The 10963-nt window shown below is 67.7% G+C and carries 15 protein-coding genes; 3 read left to right on the top strand and 12 right to left on the bottom strand.

Features of this window, described 5'->3' with window-relative positions:
* The coding region (locus FKP22_RS31940; protein ID WP_211361371.1) for a hypothetical protein at window positions 1-333 on the top strand (333 nt) is incomplete at its 5' end.
* A gap of 12 nt (window positions 334-345) precedes the next feature.
* Here the strand turns inward: FKP22_RS31940 and FKP22_RS10780 are convergent.
* Genes FKP22_RS10780 through FKP22_RS10760 form a run of 5 tightly spaced genes read right to left on the bottom strand, consistent with a single transcriptional unit; the run spans window position 346 to window position 4058 of the window.
* Window positions 346-1719: an ATP-binding protein gene (locus FKP22_RS10780; RefSeq protein WP_231013118.1), complete on the bottom strand. Its 1374-nt coding sequence runs from the start codon at window positions 1717-1719 to the stop codon at window positions 346-348.
* On the bottom strand, window positions 1719-2390 hold the full coding sequence (locus tag FKP22_RS10775) for a winged helix-turn-helix domain-containing protein (protein ID WP_141287494.1): 672 nt from the start codon (window positions 2388-2390) through the stop codon (window positions 1719-1721). The genes FKP22_RS10780 and FKP22_RS10775 overlap by 1 nt, the downstream gene beginning before the upstream one ends.
* Window positions 2391-2417: 27 nt before the next feature.
* Complete coding sequence (locus FKP22_RS10770) at window positions 2418-3137, bottom strand: cytochrome b/b6 domain-containing protein (RefSeq protein WP_141287493.1); 720 nt, start codon at window positions 3135-3137, stop codon at window positions 2418-2420.
* A complete protein-coding gene (locus FKP22_RS10765; RefSeq protein ID WP_141287492.1) occupies window positions 3109-3603 on the bottom strand; it encodes a diheme cytochrome c in 495 nt (164 codons plus the stop codon). Before FKP22_RS10765 ends, FKP22_RS10770 begins: the two co-directional genes overlap by 29 nt.
* Window positions 3604-3641: 38 nt before the next feature.
* The gene (locus tag FKP22_RS10760) at window positions 3642-4058 is read right to left on the bottom strand and encodes a DUF1924 domain-containing protein (RefSeq protein WP_141287491.1); all 417 of its coding nucleotides are present in this window, start codon (window positions 4056-4058) and stop codon (window positions 3642-3644) included.
* 179 nt (window positions 4059-4237) lie between these two features.
* On the opposite strand from FKP22_RS10760, the gene FKP22_RS10755 reads away from it, so the two are divergent.
* Window positions 4238-5197 (top strand): cation diffusion facilitator family transporter, encoded by a 960-nt coding sequence (locus tag FKP22_RS10755; RefSeq protein WP_141287490.1) that lies wholly within the window; start codon window positions 4238-4240, stop codon window positions 5195-5197.
* A gap of 112 nt (window positions 5198-5309) precedes the next feature.
* Here the strand turns inward: FKP22_RS10755 and FKP22_RS10750 are convergent, their stop codons facing one another.
* The 6 genes from FKP22_RS10750 to FKP22_RS10725 form a co-directional block, all read right to left on the bottom strand.
* Window positions 5310-5789, bottom strand: a complete 480-nt coding sequence (locus tag FKP22_RS10750) for a VOC family protein (RefSeq protein WP_141287489.1) — start codon at window positions 5787-5789, stop codon at window positions 5310-5312.
* Between the two features lie 103 nt (window positions 5790-5892).
* Entirely contained in the window at window positions 5893-6315 is a 423-nt protein-coding gene (locus FKP22_RS10745; protein WP_141287488.1) for a PIN domain-containing protein, read from the bottom strand.
* The gene (locus FKP22_RS10740; protein WP_141287487.1) at window positions 6312-6596 is read right to left on the bottom strand and encodes an antitoxin; all 285 of its coding nucleotides are present in this window, start codon (window positions 6594-6596) and stop codon (window positions 6312-6314) included. The genes FKP22_RS10745 and FKP22_RS10740 overlap by 4 nt, the downstream gene beginning before the upstream one ends.
* An 84-nt stretch (window positions 6597-6680) precedes the next feature.
* Entirely contained in the window at window positions 6681-7139 is a 459-nt protein-coding gene (locus FKP22_RS10735; protein WP_141287486.1) for a nucleoside deaminase, read from the bottom strand.
* Between the two features lie 6 nt (window positions 7140-7145).
* Window positions 7146-7781 carry a flavin reductase family protein gene (locus tag FKP22_RS10730; RefSeq protein WP_141287485.1) on the bottom strand — a complete coding sequence of 212 codons (636 nt, stop codon included), beginning with the start codon at window positions 7779-7781 and terminating at the stop codon, window positions 7146-7148.
* Window positions 7782-7802: 21 nt separating this feature from the next.
* Window positions 7803-8891 carry a BMP family ABC transporter substrate-binding protein gene (locus FKP22_RS10725; protein ID WP_141287484.1) on the bottom strand — a complete coding sequence of 363 codons (1089 nt, stop codon included), beginning with the start codon at window positions 8889-8891 and terminating at the stop codon, window positions 7803-7805.
* A 303-nt stretch (window positions 8892-9194) separates the two neighbouring features.
* Here FKP22_RS10725 and FKP22_RS10720 point away from each other — a divergent pair, with 303 nt between their 5' ends.
* On the top strand, window positions 9195-9905 hold the full coding sequence (locus FKP22_RS10720) for a GntR family transcriptional regulator (RefSeq protein WP_141287483.1): 711 nt from the start codon (window positions 9195-9197) through the stop codon (window positions 9903-9905).
* 15 nt (window positions 9906-9920) lie between these two features.
* Here FKP22_RS10720 and FKP22_RS10715 read toward each other — a convergent pair whose 3' ends face one another.
* On the bottom strand, window positions 9921-10805 hold the full coding sequence (locus FKP22_RS10715) for an aldo/keto reductase family oxidoreductase (RefSeq protein WP_141287482.1): 885 nt from the start codon (window positions 10803-10805) through the stop codon (window positions 9921-9923).
* Window positions 10806-10963 lie beyond the last annotated feature (158 nt).

The following is a 10963-nucleotide window of genomic DNA, read 5'->3' as shown; positions in this document are numbered from 1 at the left end:
GGCGTCTCGGGCGAACAGTTCGCACTGCCAGAAGCCGTGGCCCGCATGCGCGAAGTGCGCCGACAGCCGCCAGGCAACGCATGGATTTGCCTCGCAGCGACCGATCCTGCGAATCTGCTGGGCACGCTGCTGCCCGGGCCCAAGCTGCCGCGCACGGCGGGCAGCCGGGTGCTCTACCGCGATGGTGTGCCGGTCGCCACGCTGGTTGCCGGCGAAGTGGGGCTGTTGGCGGACCTGCCGGCCGAGGAAATGCAGTTCGCCAAGCGCTCCTTGCTGATGGAGCCGGGCACCCGCCACGGGCTGAGCATGGCCCCTGCAGCGGTGCAGGGCTGACGGGCCCGCGCCTCAGGCCAGCGGAAACCGCAGCTCGACCGACAGCCCACCCAGTAAAGCCGAGCGGGACACGCTGAGCTCGGCGGCCAGCACGCTTGCAATGCGTCGGGTGATGGACCAACCCAGGCCGCTGCCGCTCTGGCCGGTACCAACGACCCGGAAGAATCGTTCGCCCAGGTGTGCCATTTCGGCGTCGCTCATGCCCGGCCCGCTGTCGACCACCGTCACGCTGACACTGCCGGCCAGGTTCCGAACCACCACCCTGACGCGGGCGCCCGCCGGGCTGTATCGAATGGCGTTGTCGACGAGGTTGCGCAGCAGCACTGCCAGCAGCGTCGCGTCGGCATTGACCGGGCAAGCCGCCTGGGCTTCGACCTCGATGGTCTGCTGCCTGTCCAAGGCCAGCGCGGCGACATCGGCCACCACCTCGCGCACCACGGCGCAGGCATCCAGCCGGCCCAGCACCGGCGAGCTGCCGGCTTCAAGCCGGGACAGCGTCAGCAGCTGCGTGACCAGTCTCGTGGCGCGGTCGCAGCCCTGCACGGTCGCCTGCAGCGCATGGGTACGTTCCGCGTCGTCCGATGAAGCCAGTGCCACCTGCGCCTGGGCGCGGATCGCCGCGATGGGGGTGCGCAACTCATGGGCGGCATCGGCGGTGAAGCGGCGCTCCGACGCCATCAGCTCGGCAATGCGCTGGAACAGGCTGTTCAAGGCCGCCAGCATCGGGGCCATCTCGGAGGGCGCCCCATCCACCGTGATCGGCGCCAGTGCCTGCGCCTGCCGCCTGGCCAGCATGCGGCTCAGCACCTGCATGGGCGCAACGCCCTGGCGCACCGCCCACCAGGCCGCCAGCGCGAGCAGGGGGAGCGCAAACAGCATGGGCGTGAGCACGCTGCGCAGCACCGCCCGGAGGATGGCGTTGCGCGACTCGACCTGCTCGCCAACGAAGACCTGCGTGTCTCGTTCACGACCGTAGGTGGCAAAGACCCGCCAGGTCGCACCGCCCATCGCAATCGTGCGGAAGCCCTCTTGAGGACGCTCTTCAGCACTGCCGGCGAGGGCCAGCATCGGCGTGGCCGGCGCGTTGGCAGAGCGCAGCGCCAGCCGGCCTTCATGGAAGACCTGAAACGCGACCTTCGGCGCATAGCGGTGCAACGAAGGGGCGTTGATGCCGTGCTCGTCCTCCTCTGTCTCGGCCGCCTGCTGCGCCACCAGCAGCGCCGCGGCCTGTGCCAGATGGCCGTCCAGCAGTTCATCGAGTTCGTGGCGCACGTCCAGCCAGGTCAGCGCAGCCGCCGCGATCCAGATGCCGGCCACCCCGCCGATCACCATCAGCAACAGCCGGCCCTGCAGCGAACGGGGCAAGTGCAAAAGGGGAAACCGCATCAGGGCCTCGGCAGCTCGCGCGTCAGCACATAACCGACACCGCGCACCGTCTGGATCAGCGCGCTGCCGAGCTTGCGCCGCAGGTGGTGAACATGCACCTCGACCGCGTTGCTCTCGACCTCCTGTCCCCAGCTGTAGAGGTGCTGCGCCAACTGCTCACGCGACAGCACGCGCCCGGCGTTGAGCATCAACGCGTGCAGCAGGTCAAACTCGCGCGCCGAGAGCGGCACGCTCAGGCCGGCCTGCACAACAGAGCGCGCAGCAGGGTCCAGCACGACGTCCTGGGCCGTCAGGCATTCCTGCGGCTGGCCATGCGAGCGCCGCACCAGCGCGCGCAGCCGGGCAGCGAGCTCGTTCAGGTCAACCGGCTTGACCACGTAGTCATCGGCTCCCACGTCGAGCCCGCGGATACGGTCTGGCACGGCATCCCGCGCCGTCAGCACCAGCACCGGCAGCGTGAGGCCGGCCTGCCGGATCGCAGCGAGCACCGCCATGCCGTCCTTCAGCGGCAGGCCGAGGTCCAGCACCGTGGCCGCATAGGGCTGCGCGCGCAACTCGCGTTCTGCCGCGCCACCATCGCGCACCCAGTCGACCTGGAAGCCCAGCTGGCGCAAGCCGGCGCGCAGCCCGTCGCCGAGCAACGGATCGTCTTCGGCTAGCAGGATGCGCATGGTCCGGATTGTCCTCGTCCTGATCTTTCAGTCGTCGTCATCATCGTCGCGGTCATGCCCGGCGGTGAAGCCGGAGGCCGCATCCGGGCCGCCTGCCACTGGCGCGCTTTGCCACTGCAAGGCCCAGAAGCCCAGCACAGCCACCAGCATCAGCACCGCCACGCTGCGCCATGTGCTTCGCACGCCATCTTCCGGGCGCCCCGCCTTGCGCCCGGTCACCATGGCGGCGACCAGGCTCTCACGGTGCATCCAGCTGCCAAGCAGCACACCCACGATGTGGACACCCACCAAGGCCAGCATGGCGTTGGCAGCGCCCTCATGGAGCTCTTCCAGCCACTCACCGCCAATGTCGCTGTAGGTGGCCCAGCCCGTTGCCGTCACCAGCGCAGTCAAGCCCAGCAGCGCCACGATGGCGACCGCGCCCGCCGGGTTGTGCCCCACATGATGCTCGGGCTGGCCGTGTACCAGGCCGCGAAGGTAGCGTGCAACGGCCGCCGGGCCGCGCACGAAGCTCGCAAAGCGCGCGTGGCGGCTGCCAACCAGGCCCCACACGAGGCGGAACACCAGCAATCCGGCCATCGTGTAGCCCAGCGTCACGTGCACCAGGCGCCAGCGTTCGCTCTCCGCTGTCAGGTAGGCCCCGGCGAAGCTGAACACCATCAGCCAATGGAAGACGCGAACCGGCGCGTCCCAGACCAGCACCTTTTGGGCGGGCGCCTCAGCGCGGAATTCGGACCCTGTGTTCATTGAAATCTCCTTGATCGGCACCGGTGTGGCAGGCAGCGCAGTTCGATGCGCTCTTGATGGATGGCCGCTTCCAGACGGCTGCGGGCACTTCGTCGTGCTGGCGCACAAACCAGGCTGAGCGGGTGATGCGGTCCTCAGGCGGCGCCTCCTGCGCGCGGCGTCCGGTCGCAGCGTTTGCGCTCAGCCAGGTGGAAAGCGAGCGCACTACCTCGGGGTCGAGCGAGGCATCGGTGCCGAAGTGATTCGGCAGCCGGGTCATCAGGTGCTGCCAGGACGCCGCTGGCAGCATCCCCGGCGGGTAGGCCACGTGGCAGGCGGCGCACTCTGTCTTGTAGCTGGGCAGCATGGGCGGCGCCGGCGCGCGCCGCTCCTCTTCAGCAGCAGCGCGGCCACACAGGCCAAGGGCCAGGGCAGCCGCCAGCGCCCAGGCGGCAACGGGTGGCGGGACAGCAGGATCGCGGGGCATGGTGGACTTTCGATGCGTCGACATTCGGGGCGGCTCGCTCACGGCTTGAGCGTCATCAGCCAGCTCAGCACGTCGGCCTTCTCGGCCGATGTGCATTCGCGCCCGACGACGTCATTGCAATTGCGGCGGAACCACTTTTCGGTCTTCGCTTGATCAGTGAAGCGCTCGGGGTTGAAGGCCGGCGCCAATGCGCCAATCGGTTTGCCGGTACTGGCGTGCTGGCCAGCCTGGACTGGCACCGCGCCGTGGCAAGAGGCGCAACGCCACTCCCGGCCGTGCGTCACATTGAAAAACTGCTGGCCGCGTGCCGGCTGAGGCGCCGTGCCGGCCTGCGCGCTGTAGGCGCTCAGGATCTCGGCGGGGGTGGCGGCCAGGGCATGAGCCCCCGGCCCGGCGAGGGCGGCCAGCGCGGCCAGGGCCTCCGGCAAGAGGCGAACCCAGTACAAGTGCTTCATGGCAACTCCTTTGTTGCGATGATGGCCAGCGCGTCTTAGCGTTGCCTTAAGGTGTCCTCAAGCTGCGTGCCCGATGATGTGGGTCTGCTCAGTGCGCCCGCCGGCCGCCTTGCGTTGCATCAAGCGACGTCGCAAACGCTGGTGTTGAATGGGTCGGCCCCTTGCTGGCCGCTCGTGAAATGAACTTCAAACAAGACTTCGCCGACGATCCCGAAGACCTGCAGCACACGCCAGCCGAGCGCGCCGCCGCAGGCGCGCGCAGCACCTGGGTCAGCGTGGGGGTCAATCTGATGCTCACGGCCACGCAGGTGACCGTTGGCATCCTGGCCAAATCCCAGGGCCTGGTGGCAGACGGCATCCACTCGCTGTCAGACCTGGTGGCCGACTTCGTGGTGCTGCTGGCCGGCCACCATGCCCAGAAGGACGCCGACGAAGACCACCCCTACGGCCACCAGCGCTTCGAGACCGCGGCCTCGCTGGTGCTGGGTGCGCTGCTGCTGGCGGTGGGCGTGGGCATGCTGTGGTCGGCGTTTCGCAAGCTGGAGCAGCCCGAGCTGGTGCAGCAGGTCCATGTCGTCGCACTCTGGGTGGCCGGCGGCGCGCTGGTGGCCAAGGAGCTGCTGTTTCGCTACATGCTGGCGGTGGCCAAGCGGGTGAAATCCAGCATGCTGGTGGCCAATGCCTGGCATGCCCGCTCAGACGCTGCGTCCTCGCTGGTGGTCGGCATCGGCATTGCCGGCAACCTGGCGGGTTACCCGATTCTTGACCCCATCGCCGCGCTCATCGTCGGCTTCATGGTCGCCAAGATGGGCTGGAGCTTCGCCTGGGATGCGTTGCACGACCTGACGGACCGTGCAGTGGACGAGCAGGAAGTCAGCGCGATCCGGCAGACACTGGCAGCCACGCCCGGCGTGAAAAACGTGCACGACATCCGCACCCGCAAGATGGGCGACATGATCGTGGTGGACGCCCACCTGGAAGTGGATGCGACCCTCAGCGTCGAAGCCGGCCACGACATCGCAGTCGTTGCCCGGCAGCGTGTGCTGCAACGCCACCGCGTGCTGAACCTGATGACCCACGTGGACCCCTGGCGCCGCCCCGACCTGGACCACGCCAAGCTGCCGCCCTCTGCACGCTGAGGGCCGACGCGGCCGAAGCCGCGTGCGTCCGGGTCACCGAAGAGGCGCAGGCGATGTGCATGACCATCGCCCGGTGCTCACTGGCCACGCCCACCGCTGAGGCCGCGGCCTCTCAGCCTCGCCGCGCCTTCTCGATCGCCGCGATGTCGATCTTGCCCATTGTCATCATCGCCTCGAAGGCACGCTTGGCCGCGGCCGGGTCCGGGTCGGTGATCGCGTCCATCAGCACCCGCGGCGTGATCTGCCACGACAGGCCCCACTTGTCCTTGCACCAGCCGCATTCGCTTGCCTTGCCGCCGTTGGACATGATCGCGTTCCACAGCCGGTCCGTCTCCGCCTGGTCGTCCGTCGCGATCTGAAACGAAAACGCCTCGCTGTGCTTCATCGCCGGCCCGCCGTTCAGCCCCAGGCAAGGAATGCCCGCCACGGTGAACTCAACAGTCAACACGTTGCCCTGCTTGCCGGCGGGATAGTCACCCGGCGCGCGGTGCACCGCGGTCACCTTGCTGTCCGGAAAAATCTCGGCGTAGAAGGTGGCCGCATCGAACGCGGCATCGTCGTACCAGAGGCAGATGGTGTTCTTGCTGGCCATGTCGGGTGTCTCCTGCAGGGTTGAGGCGAACAGTATGTCGCCCACCACGGCCGGCCAAGCCATCGTCCAGGATGCTGCCAGGGTCCTTGAAACGAAGACCGACTCAAGAAGCCTGGCCCCCACCGTCCCGGAGCCAATTGACCACGGTCAGCCCTGCCACGCGGGCAAAGTGCCGTTCGTTGTCGGTCACGAGCACGGCGCCCATCGCGAGCGCGTGCGCCGCGATCATTTCGTCGAAGTCTCCGATGGGCGTGCCGGCCAGGCGCAGTTGCGCGCGCAGGCGGCCGTGGGCCTCGGCTGCAGCCTGGTCCCAGGGGGCCGTGGTCGTTGCAGCGAAGAACAGTCCGGCGGCTCGCGCCAGCTTGGTGGCCTGCGGCCGCAAGGCCAGGCCGAAGCAGATTTCGGCGTGCGTGATCGCCGATATGCACCAGGCGGAGCGGTCCAGGTCCTGCAGCTTCGCATCCATCGCGGCAGAACCGCGCATGACGGCGCTCACCGCGTTGGTGTCAAGCATGTAGAGCGTCATGCGCCCTCACCGGCCGGCTCGTCGTCCATGCCGGCGAATGGATCCCGAACCTCCCGGCCCTGTGCCCGCTCTGCCTGCGACAGGAAGCCCTCGGGCACCGTGCCGATCTCTGCCCGCGCCGCGATGAACGCCGCGTAGGGCTCGCGCGGCTGATCGGAGAGCACCACGTCACCGTCAGCGTTGCGGCGCACGTAGACCACATCCCCGGCAAACCGGAACTCGGCTGGCAAGCGGATGGCCTGGCTCCCGCCAGTCATGAAAACGCGCGCCCGCTTGACCATGGCCTGCTCCTCATGAGTCGATGTATGTACATGGTATACCTATACCCCATCAAGAACAACCCTGCTGAGAGAACGCCGCCGCCGTCAAGCATGCGGCGCCAAAGCCGCCACAGCCTCTTCCCTCAGCAGCGGGCCAAGGACCTCGACCAGAGGCGAGCCAGACGCCAGCACATCCGCACACCGCGCACCCAACGATGGCCCGCCAAGCGCGGCGCCAATGTCTGGCGTCGTCGCGCCAAACACCACGCGCGTGATGCCGGCCCAGAACATCGCACCCGAGCACATCGCACACGGCTCGCCGCTGGCGTAGACCGTCGCGCCGCGCAGCGCGTCCGGGCCCAGTTGCGCGGCGGCTTCGCGGATCAGCACGACCTCGGCGTGGCCGGTGCAGTCGCTTGTGGTGACCTGGTTGTTCAGCGCGGTGAGCAGCGTCTGGCCGTCTTTCACGAGGACCGCGCCGAAAGGCATGTCGCCGCGGGCACTGGCCTGGCGGGCGGCGGCGATGGCGCTGCGCAGGTGGACTTCGTCTTGTGCGTGGGACATGGCGGGTCAGATCTCGTCGATGGGCGTGCTGCGGGCTTCTTCGTCGGGCTCGGCAATCGCGAAGCGGTCGCGCGAGCGGGTGTAGAAGCTGGCGCCGAAACGGGCCACGGGAAAATAGTCTTGCAGGCGCACGCGCCAGCGTTCGGTGTCGATCAGGCCCTCGCGGGCGTGCAGCGCCAGCACGCGGCCGAAGAAGACGTGACGGCTCTCGTTGGTGAGCTGCTCGTGCAGCACGCACTCGAAGGCCACCGGCGCCTCGACGATGGTGGGCACGCTCACCGCCTGCGAGGGCTGCAGCGTGAAGCCCACGGCGTCCACCTCGCTGTGCTCGGGCGGCAGCGAATCGCCGCAGGCGTGCATCTGCGCAGCAATGCCCTCATCCGGCAGGTGCACGACGAATTCGCCGTGGCGCAGGATGTTGGCCGCTGTGTCCTTCATGCGCCCTTCCCCGTTCAAGCGGTTCACGCTGACCATCACCAGCGGCGGGTCCTCGCCCACCATGTTGAACATGGAAAACGGCGCGGCATTGACCACCCCGGTGAGGCCCAGCGTGGTGACCAGCGCGATCGGCCGCGGCACGATCAGGCTGGCCATCAGCTTGTAGCGCTGGTAGGCCGTGAGCGCGGTGAAGTCGATGTGCATGGCTTGTGATCTTCCAGGTCTTCAGGGCTGCTTGCCGAGGATGCCGTCGACGTACCAGTTCATGGTCCACAACTCCTTCTCGGCCAGGGCCTGGCCGGCGGCCACGCGCTGCTTGCCGCCCTGGTCCACGATGGGGCCGGTGAAGGGCTGGAATTTGCCCGCCAGGATGGCGGCCTTCTTTTCCTCGAACAGCGCCACGGCTTCCCTGGGCACCGAAGGGCCCAGCGGCGCAAGCTGCACGATGCCTTCTTTCATGCCCCACTTGGTGTCCTCGGACTTCCACTGGCCGGCCAGCTTCTGACGCACCTTGTGCACGTAGTAGACGCCCCAGTTCAGCGTGTTGGCGCTGAGGTGCGCGGTGGGGCCGAAGCGGGTCATGTCGGAGTCCTGGCCGAAGGCCCACACGCCCTTGCTTTGCGCCAGCTGCACGATGGCCGCGGAATCTGTGTTCTGGTACATCACGTCCGCCCCTTGGTTCATCAGCGTGAGCGCGGCTTCGCGTTCCTTGGGCGGGTCGTACCAGGCGCTGATCCACACGACCTTGGCGGTGATCTTGGGGTTCACGCTGCGGGCGCCGAGCACAAACGCGTCCAGGTTGCGAATCACCTCGGGAATGGGGAAAGGCGCAACGTATCCGAGGACGCCGGTCTTGCTGCGCTTGGCGGCCAGGATGCCCAGCAGGTAGGCGCCTTCGTAGAAACGCGTCTGGTAGACGCCGAGGTTGGGCGCGGTCTTGTAGCCGGAGCAGTGCTCGAAGGTGATGTCCGGGAAGTCCGCGGCCACGCGTGCGGTCGGGTCCATGAAGCCATAGGACGTGGCGAAGATCATCTTGCAGTCGTCCTGGATCAGCCCACGCATCACGCGCTCGGCGTCCGGCCCTTCCTGCACCTTCTCGACGAAGACGGTCTGCACCTTGTCGCCAAATTCCTTCTCGATCATCTTGCGGCCGAGGTCGTGCTGGTAGGTCCAGCCGATGTCGGCCACCGGGCCCGAGTAGATGAAGCCGATCTTCAGCGGCGGGTTGGCCGCGCGGACGGGGGCAGACGACAGGGAAAGCGCCGGAGCGGCAAGGCCCAGGCCGGCGGCATGGAGGAAATGGCGACGTTGCATGACAGGCTCCAAGGGAACAACAAGGGTTGGCGACCAGGTCCAGGCCGCTTTGGAAGCTTCACGCATGCAAGAAGTATAAATATTGTATACGTGAATTTCAATCGCCGTATGCAATGTGTGTGCCAGCGAATACACACCTTTCGCCCATGGCTCTGCCTCGATCTGGGGATCACGGCCGGGGAAACGCACTCCGCCTCAGTGCGTCCGCACAAGTCTTGTGCACACAAGATCGCGCATGCAGTGCGCCATGGCGGGCGAATCTGGTATACATGAAGTCCTCCAGATTCCCGCTTCAGCGCTGCCGTGAGCCTCTCCAAGAAAGCCGACACCGCCTACCTGGCGATCCGCCGGGCCATCATCGAACACGCGCTGGTCCCGGGCACCAAGCTGCCGGAAGACCCGCTGGCGGAGCAGTTCGCGGTGAGCCGCACGCTGATCCGCGCCGCGCTGGCCCGGCTCGCGTCAGACGGGCTGGTGGAGATCGGCAACAAGCGCACGGCCACCGTCGCCCGGCCCAGCCTGGAAGAGGCGCGCGCGGTGTTCGAGGCGAGGCGCTGCATCGAGGCGGAGATCGTGCGACTGGCCGTTGCGCGCCTGAAGCCCGGCGCCATCCAGATGCTGGAGGCGCATGTGCGCGAGGAAGACGCGGCGGCCGGCGCCAAGCAGGGCACGGCCTCAATCCGCCTGGCCGGCGAGTTCCACATCAAGCTGGCCGAGATGGCCGGCAACCCGGTGCTGGCGCGCTACCTGTCTGAACTGGCCACGCGCTGCTCGCTGATCCTGGCCGTCTACGGTCGCCCGCACTCGTCAGACTGTGCCGTCAACGAGCACCGGGACCTGATTCAGGCGCTGCGCGAGAAGAACACCGAGCACGCTGTCAGCCTGATGGATGCGCACCTGCACGGCATCCAGGACCGGGCGCTGCTGCCCGAGCGCCAGGCTTCGGACGAGGACCTCGGCAGCATCCTGGCGCCCTACGCGAAGGCGGCGGCAGACACGGCCGGCAAGACGTAGCCGGCCAGAGGCACCTCAATGCGCCGGCGCGCTGCCGGCCGCAATCGTCTCCAGCCGCGCCACCGCTTCGGCCGGCAGTTGCAGCTCAGCCGCCGCCAGGTTCTCGTGCAGGTGGGTGATGGACGAAGTGCCCGGGATCAGCAGCAGGTTGGGCGAGCGCTGCAGCAGCCAGGCCAGCGCCACCTGCATCGGCGTGGCGCCCAGCGAAGTGGCCACGTCCGACAGCACGCCGGACTGCAGCGGCGTGAAGCCGCCCAGCGGGAAAAACGGCACATAGGCGGTGCCTTCGGCGGCCAGCTGGTCCAGCAGCGCGTCGTCTGCGCGCTTGGCCAGGTTGTACTGGTTCTGCACGCAGGCGATGGGGCAGATCTTGCGGCCTTCCGCCACTTGCCTGGCCGTCACGTTACTCAACCCGATGTGGCGGATCAGGCCCTTTTGCTGCAGCTCGGCCAGCACGGTGAGCGGTGCCTCCAGCGAGCCTTCGGCCGGGCCGTGCACGTCGAACATGGCGCGCAGGTTGACGACCTCCAGCACGTCCAGGCCGAGGTTGCGCAGGTTGTCGTGCACCGCCTGCTGCAGCGCCTCGGCGGAAAGCGCGGGCATCCACTCGGCGTTCGGGCCGCGCAGTGCGCCCACCTTGGTGACGATGGTCAGGTCGTCCCGGTAAGGGCGCAGCGCCTCCTTGATGATCTGGTTGGTGGCGTGCGGGCCGTAGAAGTCGCTGGTGTCGATGTGGTCAACACAGCTCTCCACCGCGGCGCGCAACACCGCCACGGCGGCTGCGCGGTCCTTGGGCGGCCCGAAGACGCCGGGGCCGGCCAGTTGCATCGCGCCATAGCCCACGCGCTTCACCTGTCGGGTGCCGAGTTGGAAAGTACCGGCTTTGTCGATTGCGTTCATGAGGTTTCCTTTCGAAGTGGGCTCACTGTAGGCAGCCAGGCCGCGTACGATAAGTACCTTCAATGCGCACGGGCCGTGCGCGAAACCGAACAATGCACAAGGAACTTCGATGGCCGAATCACTGGCCGACCTGGCGCTTTTCGTGGCCGTGGCCCGCG

This window comes from Ideonella azotifigens (genome assembly GCF_006519715.1).
Taxonomy (GTDB): domain Bacteria; phylum Pseudomonadota; class Gammaproteobacteria; order Burkholderiales; family Burkholderiaceae_C; genus Ideonella; species Ideonella azotifigens.
The sequence above is the reverse complement of the archived record's forward strand: the minus strand, read 5'-3'. Positions and strand labels throughout refer to the sequence as shown.

What these genes read in the sequence shown, in the direction of transcription:
- FKP22_RS10780 (WP_231013118.1), bottom strand. Translation starts at nt 1,719, where the DNA reads ATGCGGTTTCCCCTTTTGCACTTGCCCCGTTCGCTGCAGGGCCGGCTG.
- FKP22_RS10775 (WP_141287494.1), bottom strand. Translation starts at nt 2,390, where the DNA reads ATGCGCATCCTGCTAGCCGAAGACGATCCGTTGCTCGGCGACGGGCTG.
- FKP22_RS10770 (WP_141287493.1), bottom strand. Translation starts at nt 3,137, where the DNA reads ATGAACACAGGGTCCGAATTCCGCGCTGAGGCGCCCGCCCAAAAGGTG.
- FKP22_RS10765 (WP_141287492.1), bottom strand. Translation starts at nt 3,603, where the DNA reads ATGCCCCGCGATCCTGCTGTCCCGCCACCCGTTGCCGCCTGGGCGCTG.
- FKP22_RS10760 (WP_141287491.1), bottom strand. Translation starts at nt 4,058, where the DNA reads ATGAAGCACTTGTACTGGGTTCGCCTCTTGCCGGAGGCCCTGGCCGCG.
- FKP22_RS10755 (WP_141287490.1), top strand. Translation starts at nt 4,238, where the DNA reads ATGAACTTCAAACAAGACTTCGCCGACGATCCCGAAGACCTGCAGCAC.
- FKP22_RS10750 (WP_141287489.1), bottom strand. Translation starts at nt 5,789, where the DNA reads ATGGCCAGCAAGAACACCATCTGCCTCTGGTACGACGATGCCGCGTTC.
- FKP22_RS10745 (WP_141287488.1), bottom strand. Translation starts at nt 6,315, where the DNA reads ATGACGCTCTACATGCTTGACACCAACGCGGTGAGCGCCGTCATGCGC.
- FKP22_RS10740 (WP_141287487.1), bottom strand. Translation starts at nt 6,596, where the DNA reads ATGGTCAAGCGGGCGCGCGTTTTCATGACTGGCGGGAGCCAGGCCATC.
- FKP22_RS10735 (WP_141287486.1), bottom strand. Translation starts at nt 7,139, where the DNA reads ATGTCCCACGCACAAGACGAAGTCCACCTGCGCAGCGCCATCGCCGCC.
- FKP22_RS10730 (WP_141287485.1), bottom strand. Translation starts at nt 7,781, where the DNA reads ATGCACATCGACTTCACCGCGCTCACGGCCTACCAGCGCTACAAGCTG.
- FKP22_RS10725 (WP_141287484.1), bottom strand. Translation starts at nt 8,891, where the DNA reads ATGCAACGTCGCCATTTCCTCCATGCCGCCGGCCTGGGCCTTGCCGCT.
- FKP22_RS10715 (WP_141287482.1), bottom strand. Translation starts at nt 10,805, where the DNA reads ATGAACGCAATCGACAAAGCCGGTACTTTCCAACTCGGCACCCGACAG.